A 25,353-nucleotide genomic window follows, 5' to 3' on the forward strand; every position below is an offset into this window, starting at 1 on the left:
TTCCACTTTCGCTTCCGCCACGAATTCCATGGCGTTGGGTCAGTCGGCAAACGTCGATGCACAGGCGGCGAATTCGATTGCGTTCGGCAAGGGGGCCAAGGTCACCAGTGCTGCGCCCGGCTCGGTTGCGCTGGGCGCTTCCTCGGTCGCGGATCGTGCGAACAGTGTTTCGGTGGGCTCGGCCAGCAATCAGCGCCAGGTCGTCTATGTGGCGGCCGGTACGGCCAGCACCGACGCGGTGAACGTCAGCCAGTTGACGAGCGCAGTATCGGCATTTGGCGGCAATGCGACGGTTGGTGCGGATGGCTCGATCGTGAATCCGAGCTATACCATCGACGGCAAGACCTACCACAACGTCGGCGATGCGATTGCTGCGCTGGGGGATGGCGGTGGCGGCGGCAACGATCCGTTGGCGGTGCACTACGACGATTCGTCGATGACTTCGGTGACGCTGGGCGGCGCGGATTCGACCACGCCGGTGGCGCTGCACAACGTGGCGAACGCGACGTTGAACAACGACGCCGTGAACCTGGCGCAGCTTGAAGCGATGGGTGCGACCGTCGATACGTCGGGCAACGTGACCAATGCGTTTGTTGCATACGACGACACGTCGAAGGGTTCGGTGACGCTGGGCGGCGTGGGTTCCACCATGCCAGTCAAGCTGGGTAACGTGGCGGATGGTGCGGTCAACGTATCGAGCACCGACGCAGTGAACGGCTCGCAGCTCTATGGCTTGGCTTCGAGCACGGCCAGCGCGCTCGGCGGCAAGACGACGGTCAACCCGGACGGCACGATCAGTCTGCCGAACTATAGTCTTTCGGGTTCGACCTACAGCACTGTTGAATCGGCGCTGGAGGCACTCGATGCGAAGGCGAGCACGGGATCCGTGGACGGCGTGAAGTACGACACGTCGGCGCATGATCAGGTGACGTTCGGTGGTACGAATGCCACCGTTCAGGTCAAGCTCACGAACGTGGCGAGCGGCACGGTGAGCGCCTCGAGCTCCGACGCGGTGAACGGCGCACAGCTGTACGCACTGGGCGCCACGACGGACACCTCGGGCAATATCACGAATGCGTTCGTGGCCTACGACGACACGTCGAAGACCAGGATCACGCTGGGTGCCGCGGGCGCGACCACGCCGGTGGCGCTGACCAACGTGGCCAATGGCGCGCTGAATGCCGCGAGCACGGACGCGGTGAACGGCCAGCAACTGTTCGCGACGAACCAGAGCATTTCGGATCTGTCGGGAGCGGTGACCAACATCGCAGGCGACGTCACGAACCTGTATGGCAAGGTGGCAGACGCGGTGCTGTACGACACGTCGGTACATGACTCGGTGACGTTCGGCGGTACGGGTGCTGCGCCGGTAGCCCTGCACAACGTCGCAAACGGTGTGGTGAGCCAGGCGAGCAACGACGCGGTGAACGGCTCGCAGCTCTATGGCCTCGCTTCGAGCACGGCCACCGCGCTGGGTGGCCAGACGACGGTCAACTCGAACGGTACGATCACTGCACCGACCTATGTCGTGGCGGGTAGTTCGTACTACGACGTTGGTTCGGCGATCGCTGCAGTCACGGCTTATGCAGGCGGCGGCTCGGTTGACGCGGTGATGTACGACACGTCGATGCACAACCAGATCACGCTCGGCGGCCAAAACTCCACCGTCGGTCCAGTCCTGCTCACGAACGTCGCGAGCGGCACGGTGAGTGCATCGAGCTCCGATGCGGTGAACGGCGCACAACTGTACGCACTGGGCGCCACGACGGACACCTCGGGCAATATCACGAACGCGTTCGTGGCCTACGACAACACGTCGAAGAGCTCGGTGACGTTCGGTGGCGTGGGCTCGACTTCGGGCGTGGTGCTGCACAACGTTGCTGCCGGCGCGCAGGATCTGGACGCCGTCAACGTCGCGCAGTTGAAGGCCGCAGGCCTGAACGTCGACACCTCGGGCAACGTGCTGAACGCCTTCGTGGCCTACGACGACACCTCGAAGTCGTCGATCACGCTGGGTGGTATCGGCTCGACCACGCCGGTTGCGCTGCATAACGTGGCGAACGGTGTGACCGCCAATGACGCTGTGAACGTCGCGCAGCTCCAGGCAATGGGCGCGAACGTCGACAGCTCGGGCAACGTGACGAATTCGTTCGTTGCGTACGACGACTCCACAAAGAGCTCCGTCACGTTCGGCGGTCTCGGCGCGACTGCGCCAGTCATGCTGCACAACGTCGGCGCCGGTGTCGTTTCGGCAAGCAGTACCGACGCGGTCAACGGCGCGCAGCTGTACAACGTCGCGTCGAGCACGGCCAGCTCGCTGGGCGGTGGTTCGACGGTCCAGGCCGACGGTTCGATCTCGGCGCCGAGCTACGCGATCGGCGGCAACACCTACAACAACGTGGGTGGTGCGTTGACGAACCTCGATGGCCGCGTGACGAACATCGAGAACACGGTGACCAACATCGCGGGCGCGGTGGCCAATGCGGTTCAGTATGACTCGTCGGCACACGACAAGATCACGCTGGGCGGCACGGACGCGTCGACGGCCGTTGCGTTGACCAACGTGGCGAATGGCGCGCTGAACGCATCGAGCACCGATGCGGTGAACGGCTCGCAGTTGTACGCGACGAACGTGGAAGTCTCGAACCTGAACCAGGCGATTCAGAACATCAACATCAACGGTTCTGAATACATGTCGACCAACTCGACGAGCGGCCCGGCTTCGGCCACGGGCACCAACTCGATCGCGGCGGGCGGCGGCGCTATTGCTTCGGGGGCGAACTCGACGGCTATCGGCGACAAGGCCTCGGCTACGGGCAACAACTCGGTTGCGCTGGGTGCGAACTCGGTGGCGGACGAGGACAACACCGTGTCCGTGGGCTCGCAGGGCAACGAGCGCCGTATCACCAACGTCGCGAACGGTATCAACCCGACCGATGCGGCGAACGTGGGTCAGCTCCAGAGCGGCTTGAATGCGCTCCAGGGCAATGTGAACTCCGTGGCGCGTAATGCCTACGGCGGCGTGGCAGCGGCAACTGCTCTGACGATGATCCCGGACGTCGATCAGAACAAGACCATCGCGGTGGGTGTCGGTACAGCCAACTTCCAGGGTTACCAGGCAGTGGCGCTGGGCGCATCGGCTCGCATCACCCAGAACCTCAAGGTGAAGCTGGGCGGTGGTTACGCCTCGGGTGGCGGTGCAACCTACGGCGGCGGTATGTCGTATCAGTGGTAAGCGCCTGATGGCAATCCAGGAGCGGCGTGGCCGCTTCTGGTGAGCCAGGGCTCAAGCCATTGTCCGGCCCGTAGTTCAAGCCGAAACTTCAGGCCAAACGCAAAGCGGACTCCTTCGGGAGTCCGCTTTTTTATTTGGGTGCGAGATTTGCAGCGCAGCCGGCTGCGCGGCGATTTCAGCCGTTCGCGTCCAGCCTGCGCCGCGCAATGATGTCCTTCGCGCTGGCGAGTTTCTCCGCGAGTTCCGGGCCGCGCTGCAACGCTACGCCTACCGCAAGAATGTCGCCTATCGCGAGATGCGAGGTGCGCGAAGTCATCGGCGAGAAAACGTCGGTGTCTTCGTCGACATTCGCGTGCAGCCCAACGCTCGCAAGACGCGCGAGCGGCGAGGTGCCGTGCGTAATGGCGATGACCTTCGCGCCGCGGTCGAGCGCCGTTTGTGCCGCGTCCACCACGTCGCGCGTGCGGCCCGTATTCGAGATGGCGACGACCACGTCGCCGGGTCCGAGCAGCGCCGCCGACATCAGGAACGTGTGCGGGTCCGAGTAGGCTACGCTCGGCATGCCGAGTCGGAAGAACTTGTGCTGCATGTCCTGCGCCGCGATGCCCGAGCCGCCCGCGCCATAGAACTCGATGCGCGACGCCTTTGCGAGCAGGTCGATGGCGGCGCCGAGCGCGTCCGTGGACAGATTGTTGCGCACCTGCACGAGTGCCCCGATCGTGCGATCGAGCACTTTTGCGGCGACGCCGGGCACCGGCTCGTCCGGGCGCACGTCGCGGTAGACGGCGGGCATTTCCGTGGGCAGATCGGCGGCCACGGCCTGCGCGAGGCGGATCTTGAACTCGCGAAAGCCCGAGAACCCGAGCGCGTGGCAGAAGCGCGCGATGGTCGGCTGGCTCACGCCGGCGCGCTGGGCGACCTCGGTCATCGAAAGGTCGAGCACCTCGCGCGGCGCTTCGACGATGTAATCGGCGAGCTTGCGCTCGGAGGGGCGCAATTGCTCGCGCATGGCCTTCACCTGGGACAGCAGCATCGGGAAACTCGCACTATGCTGAAAGATCCGTGGACTATAGCGGATCGATGGATATGTACAAAAACTACAAGATCGGCGATGAAGATGCAAGGCGGATTTGCTGAAGCAGAGGTGGATCCGGTAAATTCGGGTGTTTTCAGCGCTCGCATGATTCGATCTAAGGGCAAAACCGGGATTGCGAGCTTGTAGTTTTTCTACTAACATCGCCTCATCGCTGACCGGATCGCGCGATGCGTACCCGAGCGTCTCGCGAGATAAAAAGGAAGGAGATTCGATGGTTTCCCCGCATTCGCAGTTGATGAAGGTCACGCAGCGCGTGATCGAGCGCAGCAAGCCCACGCGCGAGGCCTATCTTGCGCGCATCGCGGCGGCGCAGGATCGTTTCCCGGCGCGCGGCGCGCTCTCGTGCGCGAATCTCGCCCACGGCTTCGCCGGTCTCGAGGGGCGCGACAAGATCGCCATCAAGGCGATCCGCGAACCCAACATCGGTATCGTCTCGGCCTATAACGAGATGCTTTCGGCGCACGCGCCCTACAAGGATTTCCCCGACATCATCAAGAAGGCTGCCCGCGAAGTCGGCGGCGTGGCGCAGTTCGCGGGCGGCGTGCCCGCGATGTGCGACGGCGTCACGCAAGGCAACGCCGGCATGGAACTGTCGCTGTTCTCGCGCGAAGTGATCGCGATGAGCACGGCCGTTGCGCTCACGCACAACATGTTCGACGCGGCGCTGTGCCTCGGCGTGTGCGACAAGATTGTGCCGGGGCTTTTGATCGGCGCGCTGCAATTCGGCCATTTGCCTACGATTTTCGTGCCCGCCGGTCCGATGACGAGCGGCATCTCGAACGACGACAAGGCCAAGGTGCGCCAGCAGTTCGCGACCGGCCAGTGCGGCCGCGAGGAGTTGCTCGAATCCGAGGCCGCGGCTTACCACGGCCACGGCACCTGCACGTTCTACGGTACGGCCAACAGCAATCAGATGCTGATGGAGATCATGGGCCTGCATCTGCCGGGCTCGGCGTTCATCCATCCGCATACGCCGTTGCGCGACGAGCTCACCGCCGCGGCCGCGCGCCGCGTGATCGAGCTCACCGCCGAGCGCGGCAGCTACACGCCGATCGGCCATGTGGTCGACGAGAAGGCGGTGATCAACGGCATCGTCGCGCTGATGGCGACGGGCGGCTCGACCAACCACACGCTGCACCTCGTGGCGATGGCGCGCGCGGCCGGCATCCTCATCGACTGGAACGATTTCGACGAGCTCTCGGCCGCGGTGCCGCTGCTCGCGCGCGTCTATCCGAACGGCAAGGCCGACGTGAATCATTTCCATGCGGCGGGCGGCATCGCCTTCCTCGTGCGCGAGCTGCTCGACGGCGGGCTGCTCCACGAAGACGTGAAGACGGTGGCGGGCGAGGGCCTGCGCCACTACACCGAAGAGCCGAAGCTGCTCGACGGCAAGCTCACGTGGGTGCCGGCGGTCGAGAAGAGCGCCGACACGGCCGTGCTGCGCCCGCTTCCCGAGCCGTTCCAGCCCGACGGCGGCCTGCGACTGATGCAAGGCCGCCTGGGGCGCGGCGTCATCAAGGTTTCCGCTGTGGCGCCCGAACGTCGTCAGGTGCGTGCGCCGGCGGTCGTGTTCGATTCGCAGGAAGCCGTGCAGGAGGCGTTCGACCGCGGCGAGCTCGAGCGCGATTTCGTGGCCGTCGTGCGCTTCCAGGGCGCGCGCGCCAACGGCATGCCGGAGCTGCACCGCCTCACGCCGCTGCTCGGCGTGCTTCAGGACAAAGGCTTTCATGTGGCGCTCGTGACCGATGGGCGCATGTCGGGCGCATCGGGCAAGGTGCCGGCCGTGATCCACGTCTCGCCGGAAACGCTGCTGCACGGGCCGATCGGCAAGGTGCGCGATGGCGACATCATCGTGATCGATGCGGTCGCGGGCGTGCTCGATGTCGACGTGGACGAGGCGGAATGGAACGCGCGTCCGGTTGCGCAGCCCGCGCATCAGGAAAGCAATGAAGTGGGCTTCGGCCGCGAACTGTTCGGCGTATTCCGTGCGGCGGCCGCGCCTGCGGAGCTGGGCGCATCGGTGTTCGGTCCGCTCGTCGGCGAAGTGCCGGCCGCGGCGCACGCGAGCACGCCTGCCGCCGCGCCTGCCGCCGCGCCTGCGGCCGCCTCGCAAGCGACGCACTGAGCGGCCAGATAATCGACCGAACCAAGCGACCAAACCAAGCGACAAACTGAATTCATCATCAAGGAGCCTGATCATGGCAACAAGCACGGTGGCCGACATTGTCCGCCTCGGCCCGGTGATTCCGGTGCTGGCATTCGATACGCCCGAGCAGGGCGAACACGTTTCGCGCGCGCTGCACGCGGGCGGCGTGAAGGTGCTGGAGATCACGCTGCGCACCGCAGCCGGTCTCGAGGCGATCGAGCGCGCCGCGCAGATCGCGCCCGATATCGTCGTCGGCGTGGGCACGATCACGAAGCCCGAGCACTGTGCGCTCGCGAAGAAGGCCGGCGCGCAGTTCGGCGTCTCGCCGGGCCTCACGCGCGAAATTCATCAGGCGTCGCTCGACGCTGGGCTGCCGCTGCTGCCCGGTGTCATGACGCCGACCGACATCATCGTGGCCATGGAACTCGGCTACGAGATCGTCAAATTCTTCCCGGCCGTGCCCGCGGGCGGCCTGAACATGCTGCAGGCGTTTCACGGCCCGTTTCCGACGCTGAAGTTCTGCCCCACGGGCGGCATCACGGCCGAATCCGCGATCAACTTCCTCGCGCTGCCCAATGTGGTCTGCGTGGGCGGTTCATGGCTCACGCCGAAGGCGGCGCTCGCCGCCCAGGACTGGACCGAAGTGACGCGGCTCGCGCGTGCCGCGAGCGAGCTGTCGCGCCCGGTCCGCTGAGATCGCTTGCGGCGGGTGGGATTCGCGGCGTTCGCGCCCTGAATGCCGCACGCCGCATTTGCGAGCTCAATGCGCTTGGGAAGCCGCAATAAAGGCAACTAACTGACAACCGTTTGACGAAGACTGGCGCGTCGCGACGAACCGGCCGGCACGCCTTTGCCGCTCCTGAGCCCCGACGCATCCACGAGCCGCGCAGGCCGCGCCCTTTGGGGCGCAAGGCCTGCGCGGCTCGCTCGTCTTCCGCCCGGTTTTCAGGCACACGGCGCCGAAAGTCGCTATAACCTCTACAATGCCGGCCCGGCGACGGCCGACCCTTCCGACCGCACCGCTCGCGACGTTCCCGCGCAGTGGCGGCGGCGCAAGGACAATGAACAACTCACTGGAGAAGAGCCTCATGGGAGTGGCCCACGGCAGCATGCTGCTGATCTATGCGCTCGTCGCAATCGCCGCGCTGATCTTCATGATTACGCGCTGGAAGGTCTATCCGTTCCTCGTCCTGATCATCGTTTCGCTGCTGCTCGGCCTCGCTGCCGGCATGCCGATGGATCAGATCGTCAAATCGTTCGAAACCGGCAACGGCAACACGCTCGGCCACATCGCCATCGTGGTGGGTCTCGGCACCATGCTCGGCAAGATGATGGCGGAATCGGGCGGCGCCGAGCGCGTCGCCACGACGCTCATACGCTGGTTCGGCGAGAAGAACATCCACTGGGCGATGATGTTCGTCGCCATCATCGTGGGCTTGCCGGTGTTCTTCGAAGTCGGCTTTGTGCTGCTGATTCCGATCGCGTTCAACGTCGCCAAGCGCACCGGCAAGTCGCTGCTGCTCGTCGGCTTGCCGATGGTGGCGGGGCTTTCGGTCGTGCACGGGCTGATCCCGCCGCACCCGGCCGCGTTGCTCGCCGTGCAGGCCTATCACGCCGACATCGGCAGGACCATCGCTTACGGCCTGATCGTCGGGATTCCGACCGCGATCGTCGCCGGTCCGCTCTTCGCGCTGCTCATCCACCGCACGGTCAAGCTGCCCGAGAACAACCCGCTCGCGGCGCAGTTCATCGGCGACATGAAGATCAAGTCCGATAGTGAGCTGCCGAGCTTCGGCATCACGCTCTTCACGATCCTGCTGCCGGTGATCCTGATGCTGATCGGCAGCTGGGCCGACCTCGTGTTCGCGCCCAAGACCTTGCCGAACAATCTGCTGCACTTCGTCGGCACTTCCGACGTCGCGCTGCTGATCGCCGTGCTGGTCAGCTTCTGGACCTTCGGTGCGCAACGCGGCTTCAATCGCGCGCAGATCCAGAAGTTCTGCGGCGACTGTCTCGCGCCGATCGCGGGCATTACGCTCATCGTGGGCGCGGGCGGCGGCTTTGGCCGCGTGCTGATGGATAGCGGCATTTCGAAGGAGATCGTCGGGGTGGCGCAGTCGGCGCATCTTTCGCCGCTGCTGTTCGGCTGGTTCGTCGCGGCGCTGATTCGTCTTGCGACCGGTTCGGCCACCGTCGCCATGACGACGGCCTGCGGGATCGTCGCGCCGGTCGCCGCCGCGGGCGGCGCGGCCGTGCGGCCCGAACTGCTCGTGCTCGCGACGGGCTCGGGCTCGCTGATCTTTTCGCACGTCAACGACGGCGGCTTCTGGCTGATCAAGGAATACTTCGGCATGACCGTCGGCCAGACCTTCAAGACCTGGTCGCTCTGCGAGACCATTATTTCGCTGATGGGGCTCGGGCTGACGTTCGCGCTCGCGGCCGTGCTGTAACACTGGAGCGGTAAATGATCCTGATTGCAATGGGTGTGTCAGGGGCGGGCAAGACGCGCATTGGCGAGTTGCTTGCCGAGCGCCTGCAGTGCAGCTTCACGGACGGCGACGCGTTTCATAGCGAAGCCAACAAGAAGAAGATGCACGACGGCATCCCGCTCACCGACGACGACCGCTGGCCGTGGCTGCGCACGATTCGCGCGGCCATCGAGGAAAAGCAGCGCGCGCACGAGACGGCTGTGTTCACGTGCTCGTCGCTCAGGCGCTCGTATCGCGCGATCCTGCGCGGCAGCGATCGCGACGTGTTGTTCGTGTACCTGAAGGGCACTTTCGAGCTGCTGCACGAGCGTCTCGCGTCGCGCACGGGCCACTTCTTCGATCCGTCGCTGCTGCAAAGCCAGCTCGATACGCTCGAGGCACCGGGCGCCGACGAGGCGATCGAAGTGAGCATCGAACTCACGCCCGAGCAGATCGTCGACGAAGTGATGAGGCAACTGCAAACGCGCGACGCAGGCTGATCGCCGGGCGCGCAACCCGGCGCGGATGTGAAAAAGGCGCTTCGTTCGCGGTGAACGAAGCGCCTTTTTATTGGCTACGCACTGGCCACGCGCGCCGCCACGGCAAAAGCCGTATCGGCGCAACGCAACGCGCTTACGAAATGCGCTTGGCCAGTTCCGCCGCCTTGCCGACGTACGAAGCGGGCGTCATCTCGAGCAGACGCTTTTTCGCGTCTTCGGGAATCGCGAGGCCACCGACGAACGTCTGCAGCGCTTCGCGCGTGATGCCCTTGCCGCGCGTGAGCTCCTTCAACTGCTCGTACGGGTTCTCGATGCCATAACGGCGCATGACCGTTTGCACCGGCTCGGCGAGCACTTCCCACGTGGCGTCGAGGTCGTCGTTCAGGCGCTGCGGGTTCACTTCGAGCTTGTCGAGGCCGCGGATCAGCGCGTCCCAGGCGAGCAGCGAATAGCCGAACGCGACGCCGATGTTGCGCAGGACCGTCGAGTCGGTCAGATCGCGCTGCCAGCGCGAGACCGGGAGCTTGTCGGCGAGATGGCGCAGCGTGGCGTTCGCGAGGCCGAGGTTGCCTTCCGAGTTCTCGAAGTCGATCGGATTGACCTTGTGCGGCATCGTCGACGAGCCGATTTCGCCGGCCTTCGTCTTCTGCTTGAAGTAGCCGAGCGAGATGTAGCCCCAGACGTCGCGGTCGAGGTCGAGCAGGATCGTGTTGGCGCGCGCGACGGCGTCGAACAGTTCGGCCATGTAGTCGTGCGGCTCGATCTGGATCGTGTACGGGTTGAACACGAGCTTGAGACGCTGTTCGACGACTTCCTTCGAGAACGCTTCCCAGTCGAATTCAGGATACGCCGAGAGATGCGCGTTGAAGTTGCCGACCGCGCCGTTCATCTTGCCGAGCAGTTCGACCTTCTCGATGCGCTGGATCGCGCGCGCGAGACGCGCCGCGACGTTGGCGATTTCCTTGCCGAGCGTGGTCGGGCTCGCGGGCTGGCCGTGCGTGCGCGAGAGCATCGGCTGGTCGGCGTGCGCGTGCGCGAGCTTCACGAGGCGCTCGTACACCGAGCGCAGCGCCGGCAGGATCACGTGCTCGCGCGCGCCCGCGAGCATCAGGCCGTGCGAGGTGTTGTTGATGTCTTCCGAGGTGCAGGCGAAGTGGATGAATTCGCTTGCGCGCTCGAGTTCCGGCTGGCCCTTCACCGATTCCTTGAGCCAGTATTCGACGGCCTTCACGTCGTGGTTCGTCACGCGCTCGATGTCCTTGATGCGCGCGGCGTCGTGCGCCGTGAAGTTCTCGGCGAGCTTGAGCAGGAACTGCTCGGAGGCTTCCGGGAAGCGCGGCACTTCCGCGAAGCCGGCTTGCGAGAGCGCGATCAGCCAGTGGATTTCGACGGTCACGCGATTGCGCATGAAGGCGGCTTCCGAGAGCCAGTCGCGCAGGGCTTCGGTTTTCGAGGCGTAGCGGCCGTCGAGCGGAGAGAGCGCGTTGAGCGCGAAGAGGGTATCGGGACGAGTGTCGGACATGATGGGGACGTAACGGGCGACGTTACGATCAGAAAGGAACCGGGGGGAACCGCGTATTTTATCACCAGCCTGACAGGGGCCGGGCGGGAAAGCCGCGTGCACGGGCCATCGGCGCTCGCCGGGCCGCGGTCGCTGTGCGGTAAGCGATGGCTTGCATTCGCGCGCTTTCGAACTCGTCCGACGGACTTTCGATATGAGACGGAGATATCGTAGCGAGTCGGCGGCGTCCGCCGCGTTGCGCTTTCCCCGATCAGCATGAACCACGAATCCGTTTTCGCTTCGCCCGGCGCGCCGGGCAATGAGACCGCCGCGCTCCTCGAATCCGGTCTCGCGCATCACCGCGCGGGAAGGCTCGACGACGCGCAGGCGTTCTATCGGCGCATTCTCGAACTGCAGCCCGAGCATCCTACTGCGCTGCATTACTCCGGCGTTCTCGCGCTCAATCGTGGCGACTGCGCGCACGCGGCGCAACTGATGGACAGCGCGCTGGCGCAGGCGCCCAACGACGCCGAATTGCTGGGCAACCGCGGCGTCGTGGCTGCGCGGCTCGGCGACCATGCCGCCGCCGCCGCGCTGCAGCGCAGGGCGCTCGAGATCGTCCCCGACTTCGCGAACGCACACAACAATCTCGGCAACGCGCTGATGGAACTCGGCGATTTCGCGTGCGCGGAGCAGCACTACCGGCGCGCACGCGCGCTCGATCCGCGCTCGGCGCATTTCGCGTTCAATCTGGGCCGCGCGCTCGAAAAGGCCGGCCGCGCGCCCGAGGCGATCGCGCAGTATCAGGATGCGCGCGCCCTCGCGCCGGACGATACGCAAACGCTCATGCATCTCGGCAAGCTCCTGTGCGCGGCCCGAGAGCACGCGCAGGCCGCGGCCTGCTTCGAGCGCATCGTCGTGCATGAGCCGGAGAATCCCAAAGCGCACTTCGAGCTGGGCTACGTCTACGACGCCATGCACCGCTACGAGGAAGCGATTCCTCACTATCAGCGCGCCATGGCGCTCAAGCCCGACGCGGCGGGCGCCGTGAACAATCTCGCGTTCGCCCTTACGGCGCTCGCGCGCTACGACGAAGCGGAAACGCACTATCGCCGCGCGCTCGAACTGAGCCCCGGCTTGCCGGAATCGTTGTTCCAGCTTGGCATGCTGCTACTGCGGCGCGGCGAATATGACGAGGGCTGGCCGCTCTTCGAGAACCGCAAGACCACGACGATCGGCAAGCCCAACTACCGCAAATTGCCGTGCGCCGAATGGCAGGGCGAGCCGCTTGCGGGCAAGCGCTTTCTGATTGCGCGCGAGCAGGGCGTGGGCGACCAGATCCAGTTCGTGCGCTATGCGGGGCTGCTTGCGGCGATGGGCGCGCAGGTCGACGCGTGGGTCGCGCCGGAACTGGCCGCGCTCGCCGCGACGGTGCCGGGCGTCGCGCGCGTGCTCGACGCTGCGCCCAGCGACGAGACCCTTTCTGCGCACTACGATTACTGGTGCGACGTGATGAGCCTGCCGCTGAAGTTTCCCGGCCAGCCGCTCCATGCACCCATTCGCTACATGCACGCCGACGCCTCGCGGGCCGCCGCCTGGCGCTCGCGCGTGGACGCCCTGGCGGGGCGTGCACAACGGCGCATCGGGCTCGTCTGGGCCGGCAATCCCGGCCATCACTTCGATGCGTTCCGCTCGGTGCCGCTCAAGACCCTGTTGCCGCTCGCCGCGCTCGAGGGCAATGCGTGGTTCGCGATCCAGAAGGGGCCGGGCGCCGCGCAACTCTCCGACGTGACCGGCCGCTGGCCCCTGCACGCGCTCGGCGACGATCTCCACGATTTCGCGAGCACCGCCGCGCTCATCGAGAGCCTCGATCTCGTGATTACCGTCGATACTTCGGTCGCGCATCTCGCGGGCGCGCTCGGCAAGCCCGTGTGGGTGCTGCTCGCGGCGCAACCCGACTGGCGCTGGGGCATGGGGCGCGCCGATTCGGCCTGGTACCCGTCGGCGCACGTGTTCAGGCAATCCGCGCTCGGCGACTGGAGCAATGTGGTGAGCGAACTGGAGGCCGCGCTGGCGACCGAACGGGCCTAGAATGCGGACTTCTCATCCGCACTCTGTCTCCGCATGGAACTCAAATGGCTCGAAGACTTCGTTTCGCTAGCGGAAACGCATAGTTTCAGCCGCTCCGCCGAGCTGCGGCACGTGACGCAGCCGGCGTTCTCACGCCGCATTCAGGCGCTCGAAGCGTGGCTCGGCACCGAACTGATCGATCGTTCGGTCTATCCCACGCGGCTGACCTCGGCGGGCCAGGTGTTTTACGAGCAGGCGCTCGCGATGCTTTCGCAGTTCCACGAGGCCCGCACGCTGTTGCGCGGCCACACGGCCACGCCCGCCGCGACGATCGAATTCGCGGTGCCGCACACGCTCTCGCTCACGTATTTCCCGCGCTGGCTCCAGCGCATCGAGGCGAAGCTCGGCCGCATTCACACGCGCTTGCGCGCGCTGAACGTGCACGACGCGGTGCTCTCGCTCGTAGAGGGCGGCTGCGATCTCGTGATGGGCTATCACCATCCGAGCCACCCGGTGACGCTCGATCCCGCGCGCTACGACACGCTCACGCTCGGCATCGAGCCGATCAGCCCGTACTCGGCGCCGCAGCGCGCGGGCCGCGCGCGCTATACGCTGCCCGGCACGGCCGAGGCGCCCACGCCGTATCTCTCCTATACGCCCAACGCCTATCTGGGCCGCATGACCGAGGTGATCGTCGCCAATGCGCCGACGCGGCTGTACCTCGACCGCGTCTACGAGACCGACATGGCCGAGGGCCTCAAGGCGATGGCGCTCGCGGGGCACGGCATCGCGTTCCTGCCGCATAGCGCGGTGGAGGACGCCGTCGCGCAAGGCCAGTTGCTCCGGCTCGACCGCGGCACGCGCGGCGTGCCCGAAGGGCAGTTCACGCTCGACATGGAGATTCGCCTCTACCGCGACAAGCTCGCCTCGCAGGGCGACGACGCACGCGAGACGCTCGTGCGCGCGCTGTGGGACGTCGTGAGCGACGAGGTCGCGCGCGGTTAGCACACGCGCGGACCGGCGCCCATCCATAGCGTTGCCCGCGACACATTCTTTCGATTTCGGGATCGTTATGCAAGAAAAGCATAACGGGATGACCAAACGGCATTGGATTTCGCGAGGGCGTTTTCTGACAATGGCACCACTTCATCGATCGCTGGAGCGTTCATGTCTTCCCAATCGCAGTCTGTAGTGTCTTCGGTTCCGTCTTATCTTCACGCGGACGATCTCGGTCCGTGGGGCAACTATCTTCGTCAGGTCGACCGCGTGGCGCCGTATCTCGGCTCGCTCTCGCGCTGGCTCGAAACGCTCAAGCGTCCCAAGCGCATCCTGATCGTCGATTGCCCGATCGAACTCGATAACGGCACCGTTGCGCACTTCGAAGGCTATCGCGTGCAGCACAACGTTTCGCGCGGTCCCGGCAAGGGCGGCGTGCGTTACCACCAGGACGTTACGCTCTCCGAAGTAATGGCGCTGTCCGCGTGGATGTCGGTGAAGAACGCAGCAGTGAACGTGCCGTACGGCGGTGCGAAGGGCGGCATCCGCGTCGACCCGCGCACGCTTTCGCGTGGCGAGCTCGAGCGCGTGACGCGCCGCTACACCAGCGAAATCGGCATCATCATCGGACCGAACACCGACATTCCCGCGCCGGACGTGAACACGAACGAGCAGATCATGGCGTGGATGATGGACACGTACTCGATGAACCAGGGCCAGACGGCCACGGGCGTCGTGACGGGCAAGCCCATCTCGCTCGGCGGCTCGCTCGGCCGTCGCGAGGCCACGGGCCGCGGCGTGTTCGTCGTGGGCTGCGAAGCGGCGCGCCGCAAGGGCCTGTCGATCGAAGGCGCACGCATCGCCGTGCAGGGCTTCGGTAACGTGGGTGGCATCGCCGCGCGTCTGTTCCAGGAAGCGGGCGCGAAGATCGTGGCGGTGCAGGATCACACCGGCTCGCTCTACAAGTCGACCGGCATGGACGCGTCCGCACTGCTCGAGCACGTGGGCAAGACCGGCGGCGTGGCGGGCTTCGCCGGCGCCGACATGCTCAGCAACGAAGAATTCTGGACCATCGAAACCGATATCCTGATTCCGGCCGCACTGGAAAACCAGATCACCGAGCACAACGCGGGCAAGATCCGCACGAAGATCATCGTGGAAGGCGCGAACGGCCCGACCACGACGGCCGCCGATGACATCCTGCACGACAAGGGCGTTCTCATCATTCCGGACGTGGTGGCGAACGCGGGTGGCGTGACCGTTTCGTACTTCGAATGGGTGCAGGACTTCTCGAGCTTCTTCTGGACCGAGGGCGAGATCAACGAGCGTCTCGAGCGCGTGATGCGCGAAGCGTTCACGGCGGTCTGGCAAGTCGCGAGCGAGCAGGGCGTCTCGATGCGTACCGCTGCGTTTATCGTTGCGTGCAAGCGCATTCTGATGGCGCGCGAAATGCGCGGTCTGTACCCCTGATCGAAGCGCGAGCGCGACGAGCCAGGCATCCGGCAGCGGTAAAAGTTACGCGCTTTAGATCGCTGCTGAAAGAAGGCGGGCGGCCCCCAAAAGGGGCCGCCCGCTTTTTGCATTGGGAGGCGCGTAAGCGCGCGCGCCGACGCACGCATTCAGAGACTTGTAAGCACGCGCTAAAACCGTGCCGGAAACGTGCGAACCGGCATGCTTAAAGGGTTTTACGCCGCCTCGCGCGACGCGTCGTGCGCACAAACAACGCCAGGGTCCACCTTGATTCTTTCAATAAAATTACTTTGCTACACTGGCGGCGATTCTTGCCAAGGAGATCAAGGATGAAAATCAAAAAGGCCGCGCTCGTTCTCGCCACCCTCGGTTTCGTTGCTGCGAGTGCGCACGCGCAGGACGCGGGGACGCTCAAGAAAATCAAGGACACGGGCGTGATCGCGCTCGGTCACCGCGAATCGTCGATTCCGTTTTCGTACTACGACGACAAGCAGAACGTGGTCGGCTACTCGCAAGACTTCGCGATGAAGATCGTCGAGGCGGTGAAGCAGAAGCTCAACATGCCGAACCTCAAGGTCAAGATGGTGCCCATCACCTCGCAGAACCGCATTCCGCTCGTGCAGAACGGCACGATCGACATCGAGTGCGGCTCCACGACCAACAATGCCGAGCGTCAGCAGCAGGCCGCCTTCACGGACACGATCTTCGTGATCGGCACGCGCCTCATGACGAAGAAGGATTCGGGCATCAAGGACTTTGCCGACTTGAAGGGCAAGACCGTCGTGACGACGGCGGGCACGACGTCCGAGCGCCTCTTGCGCAAGATGAACCAGGACAAGAGCATGGGCATGAACATCATCAGCGCGAAGGACCATGGCGAGTCGTTCATGACGCTCTCCACGGGCCGCGCGGTGGCGTTCATGATGGACGACGCGCTGCTCGCGGGCGAGCGCGCGAAGTCGAACAATCCGGGCGATTTCGTGATCGTCGGCACGCCGCAATCGCGTGAGGCCTACGGCTGCATGCTGCGCAAGAACGACCCCGAGTTCAAGAAGGTCGCCGACGAGGCCATCGCGAAGGTCGAGACCTCGGGGGAAGCCGACAAGATCTACAAGAAGTGGTTCGAGTCGCCGATTCCGCCGAAGGGCCTCAACCTGAACTTCCCGGAAAGCGAAGACATGAAGGCGCTCTTCAAGAGCCCGAACGACAAGGCGATCGACTGATCGGGGCGAGAAGCCTGATCGGCGTGTAAAACGGAACGGAAGAAGCCGCGCTTCTTCCGTTCTTTTTGTTGGAGGCTCTTCATGTCCTACCACTGGAACTGGGGCATTTTGCTCAGCCCGGTCTCGACGGGCGAACCCACCACCTATCTCGGCTGGCTCATTTCGGGCCTCTGGGTGACGGTCTCGGTGTCGCTTTGCGCATGGGTGATCGCGCTCATCGTCGGCTCGTTCTTCGGCGTGCTGCGCACGCTGCCGAACAAGTACGCCGCCGGCGCGGGCACGGTCTATGTCGCGATCTTTCGCAACATCCCGCTCATCGCGCAGTTCTTCATCTGGTACTTCGTGCTGCCGGAAATCGTGCCGCCAATGCTTGGCAACGCGTTCAAGCAACTGCCGCCCGGCGTGCAGTTCTTCTCGGCGTCGGTGATCTGTCTCGGGCTCTTCACGGCCGCGCGCGTGTGCGAGCAGGTGCGCTCGGGCATCAACGCGCTGCCGCGCGGTCAGCGCGCCGCCGGTCTCGCGATGGGCTTCACGCAATGGCAGACCTATCGTTACGTACTGCTGCCGGTCGCTTATCGCATCATCGTGCCGCCGCTCACCTCCGAGTTCCTCAACATCTTCAAGAACTCGGCGGTCGCATCGACGATCGGCCTGCTCGATCTGTCCGCGCAGGCGCGCCAGCTCGTCGACTACACGGCGCAAAGCTATGAGTCGTTCATCTCGGTCACGCTCGCCTATGTGCTGATCAACCTGATCGTCATGACGCTGATGCGCTGGGTCGAAGCGAAATCCCGGCTGCCGGGCTATATCGGAGGCAAGTGATGCATCATTTCGACTGGAGCGGCATTCCGGGCGCGCTGCCGACCTTGTGGACGGGCGCCATCGTCACGTTCAAGATCACGCTCTGTGCGATCGTCGTGGGCATTCTGTGGGGCACGCTGCTCGCGCTCATGCGCCTGTCGGGTGTGAAGCCACTCGCCTGGTTCGCGCAGGGCTACGTCACGGTGTTCCGCTCGATCCCGCTGGTGATGGTCCTGCTGTGGTTCTTCCTGATCGTCCCGCAACTGCTGCAGAGCCTGCTGGGTCTCTCGCCCGACATCGACATCCGCCTTGCTTCGGCGATGATCGCGTTCTCGCTGTTCGAGGCCGCGTATTATTCGGAGATCATTCGCGCGGGCATTCAGGCGGTGCCGCGCGGGCAGGTCAATGCGTCGTTCGCGCTCGGCATGCGCTACGGCCAGGCGATGCACTACGTGGTGCTGCCGCAGGCGTTTCGCGCGATGGTGCCGCTCTTGCTCACGCAGGCCATCGTGCTCTTTCAGGACACCTCGCTCGTCTACGTGATCAGCCTCGCCGACTTCTTCCGCACGGCCACCAATATTGGCGATCGTGACGGGACGATGGTCGAGATGGTACTGTTCGCGGGCGCATGCTATTTCGTGGTCTGCGTGATCGCGTCGAGCCTTGTGAAAGGTCTTCAGAAAAAGGTCGCAAGATGATTTCAATCAAGAACGTTTCGAAGTGGTACGGCCAGTTCCAGGTGCTGACCGACTGCACGACGGAAGTGAAGAAGGGCGAGGTGGTGGTGGTGTGCGGGCCGTCGGGCTCGGGCAAGTCCACGCTCATCAAGACCGTCAACGGGCTCGAGCCGTTCCAGCAGGGCGAGATCCTCGTGAACGGCCAGTCGGTGGGCGACAAGCGCACCAATCTCTCGAAGCTGCGCGCGAAAGTGGGCATGGTGTTCCAGCACTTCGAGCTGTTCCCGCATCTGTCGATCACCGAGAATCTCACGCTCGCGCAGATCAAGGTGCTCGGCCGCGGCAAGGACGAAGCCACGCAGAAGGGCCTCAAGCTGCTCGATCGCGTGGGCCTGCGCGCGCACGCCGATAAATTCCCCGGCCAGCTCTCGGGCGGTCAGCAGCAGCGCGTGGCGATCGCGCGCGCGCTTTCGATGGACCCCATCGCGATGCTGTTCGACGAGCCCACCTCCGCGCTCGACCCCGAGATGATCAACGAGGTGCTCGACGTGATGGTGGAGCTCGCGCAGGAAGGCATGACCATGATGTGCGTGACGCACGAAATGGGCTTTGCGAAGAAGGTCGCGCACCGCGTGATCTTCATGGACAAGGGCTTCATCGTCGAGGACGACCAGAAGGAAGCGTTCTTTGCGAGCCCGAAGTCGGATCGCGCGAAGGACTTTCTCGCGAAGATCCTGCACTGAGCGTCTCGTTTGCGTCTCGCTTCGTGCGAGGCGCCGGCATGAAAAAAAACCGCGCGGGCCTTCGGGCCTCTCGCGGTTTTTTCGTTTGAGCGGTGAGGGGACTTCGCGCGCGTCAGCGCCGCGTCATTCGCCCCAGGTCTGCAAGGCGGCGGCGGCCTGCTCGTCCACCTCGCCCGGCTGGGCCACGCGCGATGCGCTCGCCGACGCATCGGTCGATGGATTCCTGAGCTTGTCGAGCACCTTTTGCGGCACCGGCACGCTCGTGCGCGCAACGACGTCGCCGTGCTGGAACATCAGCAGATCGCCGGGCGCGAAGCGCGTCCAGACTTCGTTGTCGGTGAGCGGCGCGGTGGCGATCACGGAAACGCGATCTTCGGGCGTGGTGTATTTCGCGAAATCGATCGAGACGTCGGCATCGACCAGATGCGCCGTGGAAAACGGCCAACTGCGCACGAGGTAGTAGAGATGCGTCGAGCAATGCGCGAACAGCGCCTGGCCGTTCGACAGCAGGAAGTTGAACACGCCGAACTGCGTGATCTCGCGCGTGAGCGATTCCAGTGTCGCGAACAGTTCGTCGAGCGGTGGCTGGCATCCGGGAAACGCCTTGCGCAGACCTTCCAGCAGCGTGCAGAACGCGCGCTCGCTATCGGTCGTGCCGACCGGCTGGTAGACGCCCGACATGACCGGATTGAAGTCCTGCAGATCGCCGTTGTGCGCGAAGATCCAGTGGCGGCCCCAAAGCTCGCGCTGGAACGGGTGCGAGTTCTCTAGCGACGTGTGGCCCTGGGTGGCCTTGCGGATATGCGCGATGGTGTTGCGCGACTTGATCGGGTAGCGCTTGACCATCTCGGCGATGGGCGAGCGCGCCGAGGCCTCGTGGTCGATGAAGAGGCGGCAGGCCTTGTCCTCGAAGAATGCGATGCCCCAGCCGTCGGCGTGGTGGTCGGTGGCGCCGCCGCGCGCCGCGAATCCTGTGAAGGAGAACGTGACGTCCGTGGGCGCGGCGCAGTTCATTCCGAGAAGTTGGCACATGGTGCTTATAGTACGTAACGCAGATGCCGGGTGCGGCGGGTGCTGCCTGAGCCGGTACAATGATGATTTTCCAAGCATATCACCGGGCTGCGGCGCGCCAATACGAATTTTGTCGGATGCATTCCCGGCGGGTGCGAAAGCGTGCCAGCGGGACATTCGCGCTTGAGATTGCCGTGCGGACTGTCGTGCGCGCGCGACGCGTCGTGGTTTTGCAGTCCGTGCCTGGGTGTCCGCGCATGCCCGTACTTTAAAGCCCGCTCCGCAGCCTAATTTCGCCGTCCGATCATCAGCCGCGCATCGCGCCTCATACCAGCCAGCCATGAACGCTTCCACTCCCACGACTCTCACGCTCGCCCGTCCCGATGACTGGCACCTGCATGTGCGCGACGGCGCGATGCTCGCGGCGGTGCTGCCGCATACGGCACGCCAGTTCGGCCGCGCGATCATCATGCCGAACCTGAAGCCGCCGGTCACGACGACCGGGCAGGCCGCGGCCTACCGCGAGCGCATTCTCGCGGCGCTGCCCGCCGGCGCGAAGTTCGAGCCGCTGATGACGCTCTATCTCACCGACAACACGCCGCCCGAGGAAATCCGCCGCGCGAAGGCGAGCGGCTTCGTCCATGGCGTGAAGCTTTATCCGGCGGGCGCGACCACCAACTCGGACGCGGGCGTGACCGACATCCGCAAGTGCGCGAAGACGCTCGAAGCGATGCAGGAAACGGGCATGCCGCTGCTCGTGCACGGCGAAGTGACGAACGCCGACATCGACCTGTTCGATCGCGAGAAGGTCTTCATCGACCGCGTGATGACGCCGCTGCGCCGCGATTTCCCGGCGCTGAAGGTGGTGTTCGAGCACATCACGACGAAGGACGCCGTCGAATACATTCGCGCCGATCACGCGGCTCCTGGCCTGCTGGGCGCGACGATCACGGCGCATCACCTGCTGTACAACCGCAACGCAATCTTTCAGGGCGGTATCCGTCCGCACTACTACTGCCTGCCGGTGCTCAAGCGCGAGACGCATCGCGTGGCGCTCGTCGAGGCGGCGACCTCGGGCGATGCGCGTTTCTTCCTCGGCACCGATAGCGCGCCGCACCCGAAGGGGCTGAAGGAGCACGCGTGCGGCTGCGCGGGCTGCTACACGGCGCTGCACGCGCTCGAACTCTATGCCGAGGCGTTCGACAACGCCGGCGCGCTCGACAAGCTCGAGGGCTTTGCGAGCTTTTTCGGCGCCGACTTCTACGGCCTGCCGCGCAGCGCCGAGACGGTCACGCTGCGTCGCGAGCAGTGGACGCTCCCGGCGGAAGTAATGGCCGGCGACGCGCCCGTCGTGCCGCTGCGCGGCGGCGAGACGATCGGCTGGAAGCTGGTTTGAGCGTTGGGACGCCGGGCGGGGCGGTGCCTGGCGCAGCGACGTCCGGCGCCGCAACGCCCGACGTCGCGCCGCCCCTGAGCGGCCGGCGCCGGACCTTGCCTGAGGGCAGTTTCGCCGACATCGACTGGGCGCGTCCCTGGTTCGCCCAGCACGAGGCGCGCGGCCGGCGCTGGCAAGCGGCCGCGTTGGCGGGCTACGCGCGCTACCTCGACGAACTGAACGCCGACGCCCGCGCCGCGCAACAGCGCACGGGCCGTGGCCGAACGCTCGGCTTCATCGCGCAGGACGATCTGCCCGAGGGCGCGGCTTACGAGGCGCACATCGCCGCGACAGGCTGCGTGCCGACGCGCCACAACCTCCACGACTTCTTCAATGCACTCGCCTGGTTTGCGTTCCCGCGCATCAAGGCGACGCTCAACGCGCGCCAGGCCGCGGCCATCGACGTGTTGGGCGTCGGGCCCACGCGCGGCGGCGTGCGCGACGCGCTTACGTTGTTCGACGAGAACGCGGTGCTGTTCGCGAGCGCCGATCCCGCGCTCACGCAGGCGCTGCGCGGCTTCGACTGGCGCGCGCTGTTCGTCGCGGGACGCGCGGCATGGGAGATGGCCACGCCGGCGATCGCCGAAACGCCCGCACTGGCGCGCTGCGAAGTCCACGTATTCGGCCATGCGCTACTGGAAAAGCTGATCGTGCCCTATGCGGCGTGCACGGCGCACGCCTGGGTGGTGGACGTGCCGCCGGCGTACTTCACATGGCCGCGCGCGCAGCGAAACGCGTATCTGGACGAAACGGTGAGCGCAACGCTCGCCGCCGACGCGAACCTGACCGGGCGCAGCTTCTCGCCGCTGCCGGTGCTGGGCATTCCGGGCTGGTGGGCCGCAAACGAAGACCCGTCGTTCTACGACGACGCCAGCGTCTTTCGTGCGGGACGGCGCGCGCGCTGAGTGCGCCGCGCAGAGCGGCGGAAGAGCGCGTCGGGTCCAAGGTCCAGCGCATCGGGCGCGATGCCGCTACCCGTGCTAATATCGCGCCTCGCAAAGCAGGCTAGGCAGTCGCGGCTCCGAGGTTTCGACCAAAGAGGCGAGGAAAGTCCGGACTCCACAGGGCAGGGTGATGGCTAACGGCCATCCGTGGCGACACGCGGAACAGGGCAACAGAGAACAGACCGCCGATGGCCCGATTTCGGTCGGGATCAGGTAAGGGTGAAACGGTGCGGTAAGAGCGCACCGCGTCTGCGGTGACGTAGACGGCACGGTAACCTCCACCCGGAGCAATTCCAAGTAGGCAGGCGCGCATCTTCGGGATGCAGGATGGGGCCCCCATTTCGTCTGCGGGTAGGAAGCTTGAGCGCGTCAGCAATGGCGCGCCTAGAGGAATGGCTGCCACGCGCGGCGCGTCTTCGGACGCGGCGCGTGCACAGAATCCGGCTTATCGGCCTGCTTTGCCGCCTCATTCCCGCCGCGTTTTTCATCGAAACGACGGCAAAAAGCCGGCGCGTTCCATCGGAGCGCGCCGGCTTTTTTACGCCGATACCGCGAGCGCGACTTAAGCCGCGACGATCTCGAACGAGTGCGTGATCTCGGCCGTCTTGCCGATCATGATCGACGCCGAGCAGTACTTGTCGTGCGAGAGATTGATCGCGCGCTCGACGGTGGCCGGGTTCAGATTCTTGCCGGTCACGGTGAAGTGGAAATGGATCTTCGTGAAGACCTTGGGGTCTTCGCTCGCACGTTCGGCCTTGAGCGTCACGTTGCAGCCGCTCACTTCCTGACGGCTCTTCTTCAGGATCAGGACCACATCGTAGGCCGTGCAGCCACCCGTGCCGAGCAGCACCATTTCCATGGGGCGCGGCGCGAGGTTGTGGCCGCCGCCTTCCGGCGCGCCGTCCATGTTGACGAGATGGCCGCTACCCGTTTCGGCTGCGAACGCCATGCCGTCCTGACCCATCCAGCTCACTTTGCATTCCATGCGTTTGTCTCTCTCGCAAATTTCTCGATTCAGCAGGCATTGTAGCCCGGGCCCTACAGGTATGTCCGGGAGGACAGGAGCACCTGCGTATCATGCGTCCTGCTTGAATGTTGCGCTGCGACATCCTGCACGCAAGCCCGATTTCCCTCACGCAATTAGGGGTTCTGCTCTAGTCAATGGGCATCGCCTGTTTTGGCCTGTTCGGTAGATTATTGATTTTTATGGGAAAACCATTCTTGGGCGCGCAGTTTTGGTATTTCGTATTGTGGTTTCAGTTTTCATAATGCAAATCCTCTTGCGTCGCACAAGGTCGATCCGTATAATTCATCTCATTGGTTGTCGTGCTTCACGACACCTCAGCATGTCTCCTCCACCCTCCTCCAAAAGGTGGATTAAGCCCGAACAAACGCGTTCGGGCTTTTTTTCGTCTCCAGCCCCCATCTTGCACCGGCGAACGTAAATTTTTGACGGCTCGCCAAATTTCCTTTTATAATCTTAGGTTTCCCGCATCCATGCCCGCGGGAGAAAAACAGGGAGAGCCTGCGCCGACGTCAACGAGCGTCACCACACAAGCAGGACCGAAGTGCACAAGCACAGGGCACAAGTTATTTTTTGGATCGATCATGAAGACTTTTTCCGCCAAGGCACATGAAGTGCAGCGCGAATGGTACGTGATTGACGCGACGGATAAGGTTCTCGGCCGTGTCGCCAGCGAAGTGGCACGCCGTCTTCGCGGCAAGCACAAGCCTGAGTTCACCCCGCACGTCGATACGGGTGATTTCATCATCATCATCAACGCCGGCAAGTTGAAGGTCACGGGCAACAAGACCACCGACAAGAAGTACTACCGTCACTCGGGCTACCCGGGCGGTATCTACGAAACGACGTTTGGCAAGATGCAAGAACGCTTCCCGGGCCGCGCGCTTGAGAAGGCTGTGAAGGGCATGCTGCCGAAGGGCCCGCTCGGCTACGCGATGATCAAGAAGCTGAAGGTCTACGCAGACGCAACGCATCCGCACTCGGCACAACAGCCGAAGGCGCTCGAGATCTAAGGGGAGCCCACATGATCGGTAACTGGAATTACGGTACGGGCCGCCGCAAGAGCGCAGTCGCTCGTGTCTTCATCAAGTCGGGCAAGGGCGAGATCGTCGTCAACGGCAAGCCCATCGCCGACTACTTCTCGCGCGAAACGTCGCTCATGATCGTGCGTCAGCCGCTGGAACTCACGAACCACGCCACGACGTTCGACATCAAGGTGAACGTGAACGGCGGCGGCGAAACCGGCCAGGCCGGCGCAGTTCGCCACGGCATCACGCGCGCGCTGATGGACTACGACGCAACGCTCAAGCCGGCCCTGTCGCAAGCTGGCTTCGTGACCCGCGATGCACGTGAAGTGGAACGTAAGAAGGTCGGTTTCCACAAGGCACGTCGCCGCAAGCAGTTCTCGAAGCGTTAATTTCATATTGGCGCTTTGGATCGTGCCCCTTCCTTCGCCGGAATGGGCACGATACCGCTGCAAAAGCCGTCCGCGCTCATTGCGCCGGGCGGCTTTTTCGTTTGATGTATCAATCGCAAGAAAGTGGCGAGAAACCCTTGATTTTCTGGGCTTAAGCACGATCTGCGGAAGAGCCCTACAATAGCGGCTAGAAGCTTTTTTGGAGAGTTCGAATGAGCGCTGTCACTGAGACCCCCGTGACTGAAATGCCCGGTCCCTTCGTCTTCACCGACGCAGCGGCTGACAAGGTCAAGCAACTGATCGACGAGGAAGGCAATCCGGAGCTGAAGCTGCGTGTGTTCGTGCAGGGCGGCGGCTGCTCGGGCTTCCAGTACGGATTCACGTTCGACGAGACCGTCAACGAAGACGACACCGTGATGACCAAGCACGGCGTCGATCTGCTGATCGACTCGATGAGCTATCAGTACCTCGTCGGCGCCGAGATCGACTACAAGGACGATCTGAACGGCGCGCAATTCGTCATCAAGAACCCGAACGCCACGACCACTTGCGGTTGCGGCTCGTCGTTCTCGGTTTGAGCGAATACGACAGGCATT

The 25,353-nt window shown here is 64.4% G+C and carries 21 protein-coding genes and 1 other RNA gene; 18 read left to right on the forward strand and 4 right to left on the reverse strand.

Annotated elements, in window-relative coordinates; translation table 11 throughout:
• The coding region (locus tag U5775_RS13050; protein ID WP_322058553.1) for a YadA family autotransporter adhesin at positions 1-3,235 on the forward strand (3,235 nt) is incomplete at its 5' end.
• A 175-nt stretch (positions 3,236-3,410) separates the two neighbouring features.
• Here U5775_RS13050 and U5775_RS13055 read toward each other — a convergent pair.
• The gene (locus U5775_RS13055) at positions 3,411-4,268 is read right to left on the reverse strand and encodes a MurR/RpiR family transcriptional regulator (protein ID WP_322058554.1); all 858 of its coding nucleotides are present in this window, start codon (positions 4,266-4,268) and stop codon (positions 3,411-3,413) included.
• 274 nt (positions 4,269-4,542) lie between these two features.
• Between U5775_RS13055 and edd the strand changes: the two genes are divergently transcribed.
• The 4 genes from edd to U5775_RS13075 all read left to right on the forward strand — a co-directional run bounded on the left by edd (position 4,543) and on the right by U5775_RS13075 (position 9,445).
• Entirely contained in the window at positions 4,543-6,456 is a 1,914-nt protein-coding gene (edd, locus tag U5775_RS13060) for a phosphogluconate dehydratase (protein ID WP_322058555.1), read from the forward strand.
• Positions 6,457-6,529: 73 nt separating this feature from the next.
• Entirely contained in the window at positions 6,530-7,171 is a 642-nt protein-coding gene (eda, locus tag U5775_RS13065; RefSeq protein WP_322058556.1) for a bifunctional 4-hydroxy-2-oxoglutarate aldolase/2-dehydro-3-deoxy-phosphogluconate aldolase, read from the forward strand.
• A gap of 394 nt (positions 7,172-7,565) precedes the next feature.
• Positions 7,566-8,927, forward strand: a complete 1,362-nt coding sequence (locus U5775_RS13070; RefSeq protein ID WP_322058719.1) for a GntP family permease — start codon at positions 7,566-7,568, stop codon at positions 8,925-8,927.
• 14 nt (positions 8,928-8,941) lie between these two features.
• On the forward strand, positions 8,942-9,445 hold the full coding sequence (locus U5775_RS13075) for a gluconokinase (RefSeq protein ID WP_322058557.1): 504 nt from the start codon (positions 8,942-8,944) through the stop codon (positions 9,443-9,445).
• Positions 9,446-9,578: 133 nt separating this feature from the next.
• On the opposite strand, the gene purB is transcribed toward U5775_RS13075, so the two are convergent.
• Positions 9,579-10,967, reverse strand: coding sequence for an adenylosuccinate lyase (gene purB, locus U5775_RS13080; RefSeq protein ID WP_322058558.1), 1,389 nt, complete (start codon positions 10,965-10,967; stop codon positions 9,579-9,581).
• Positions 10,968-11,222: 255 nt separating this feature from the next.
• Between purB and U5775_RS13085 the strand changes: the two genes are divergently transcribed.
• From U5775_RS13085 to U5775_RS13115, 7 genes are all read left to right on the forward strand, one after another.
• Positions 11,223-13,037: a tetratricopeptide repeat protein gene (locus U5775_RS13085; protein ID WP_322058559.1), complete on the forward strand. Its 1,815-nt coding sequence runs from the start codon at positions 11,223-11,225 to the stop codon at positions 13,035-13,037.
• A gap of 33 nt (positions 13,038-13,070) precedes the next feature.
• Positions 13,071-14,021: a LysR family transcriptional regulator gene (locus U5775_RS13090; protein WP_322058560.1), complete on the forward strand. Its 951-nt coding sequence runs from the start codon at positions 13,071-13,073 to the stop codon at positions 14,019-14,021.
• 162 nt (positions 14,022-14,183) lie between these two features.
• Positions 14,184-15,482, forward strand: a complete 1,299-nt coding sequence (locus U5775_RS13095) for a Glu/Leu/Phe/Val dehydrogenase (RefSeq protein WP_322058561.1) — start codon at positions 14,184-14,186, stop codon at positions 15,480-15,482.
• A 329-nt stretch (positions 15,483-15,811) separates the two neighbouring features.
• Positions 15,812-16,705, forward strand: a complete 894-nt coding sequence (locus U5775_RS13100) for a glutamate/aspartate ABC transporter substrate-binding protein (RefSeq protein WP_322058562.1) — start codon at positions 15,812-15,814, stop codon at positions 16,703-16,705.
• An 81-nt stretch (positions 16,706-16,786) separates the two neighbouring features.
• Entirely contained in the window at positions 16,787-17,527 is a 741-nt protein-coding gene (locus tag U5775_RS13105) for an amino acid ABC transporter permease (protein ID WP_322058563.1), read from the forward strand.
• Complete coding sequence (gene gltK / locus U5775_RS13110) at positions 17,527-18,204, forward strand: glutamate/aspartate ABC transporter permease GltK (RefSeq protein WP_322058564.1); 678 nt, start codon at positions 17,527-17,529, stop codon at positions 18,202-18,204. Before U5775_RS13105 ends, gltK begins: the two co-directional genes overlap by 1 nt.
• The gene (locus U5775_RS13115) at positions 18,201-18,926 is read left to right on the forward strand and encodes an amino acid ABC transporter ATP-binding protein (RefSeq protein WP_322058565.1); all 726 of its coding nucleotides are present in this window, start codon (positions 18,201-18,203) and stop codon (positions 18,924-18,926) included. Before gltK ends, U5775_RS13115 begins: the two co-directional genes overlap by 4 nt.
• A 123-nt stretch (positions 18,927-19,049) precedes the next feature.
• Here U5775_RS13115 and U5775_RS13120 read toward each other — a convergent pair whose 3' ends face one another.
• Complete coding sequence (locus U5775_RS13120; RefSeq protein ID WP_322058566.1) at positions 19,050-19,958, reverse strand: class II glutamine amidotransferase; 909 nt, start codon at positions 19,956-19,958, stop codon at positions 19,050-19,052.
• 319 nt (positions 19,959-20,277) lie between these two features.
• Between U5775_RS13120 and pyrC the strand changes: the two genes are divergently transcribed.
• The 3 genes from pyrC to rnpB all read left to right on the forward strand — a co-directional run bounded on the left by pyrC (position 20,278) and on the right by rnpB (position 22,780).
• Positions 20,278-21,333 (forward strand): dihydroorotase, encoded by a 1,056-nt coding sequence (gene pyrC / locus U5775_RS13125; protein WP_322058567.1) that lies wholly within the window; start codon positions 20,278-20,280, stop codon positions 21,331-21,333.
• Positions 21,318-22,277, forward strand: coding sequence for a DUF3025 domain-containing protein (locus tag U5775_RS13130; RefSeq protein ID WP_415913568.1), 960 nt, complete (start codon positions 21,318-21,320; stop codon positions 22,275-22,277). Before pyrC ends, U5775_RS13130 begins: the two co-directional genes overlap by 16 nt.
• A 92-nt stretch (positions 22,278-22,369) precedes the next feature.
• Positions 22,370-22,780: RNase P RNA component class A (rnpB, locus tag U5775_RS13135), an RNA gene on the forward strand.
• Positions 22,781-22,878: 98 nt separating this feature from the next.
• On the opposite strand, the gene U5775_RS13140 is transcribed toward rnpB, so the two are convergent.
• Entirely contained in the window at positions 22,879-23,301 is a 423-nt protein-coding gene (locus U5775_RS13140; protein ID WP_238464317.1) for an OsmC family protein, read from the reverse strand.
• 623 nt (positions 23,302-23,924) lie between these two features.
• Between U5775_RS13140 and rplM the strand changes: the two genes are divergently transcribed.
• The 3 genes from rplM (at position 23,925) to erpA (ending at position 25,335) form a co-directional block, all read left to right on the forward strand.
• On the forward strand, positions 23,925-24,353 hold the full coding sequence (gene rplM, locus U5775_RS13145; RefSeq protein ID WP_027795838.1) for a 50S ribosomal protein L13: 429 nt from the start codon (positions 23,925-23,927) through the stop codon (positions 24,351-24,353).
• A gap of 11 nt (positions 24,354-24,364) precedes the next feature.
• Entirely contained in the window at positions 24,365-24,757 is a 393-nt protein-coding gene (rpsI, locus tag U5775_RS13150) for a 30S ribosomal protein S9 (RefSeq protein ID WP_322058568.1), read from the forward strand.
• Between the two features lie 212 nt (positions 24,758-24,969).
• A complete protein-coding gene (gene erpA / locus U5775_RS13155; protein ID WP_322058569.1) occupies positions 24,970-25,335 on the forward strand; it encodes an iron-sulfur cluster insertion protein ErpA in 366 nt (121 codons plus the stop codon).
• Positions 25,336-25,353 lie beyond the last annotated feature (18 nt).

Origin of the sequence: Paraburkholderia sp. J63 (genome assembly GCF_905220245.1) — a bacterium.
GTDB lineage: Bacteria > Pseudomonadota > Gammaproteobacteria > Burkholderiales > Burkholderiaceae > Paraburkholderia.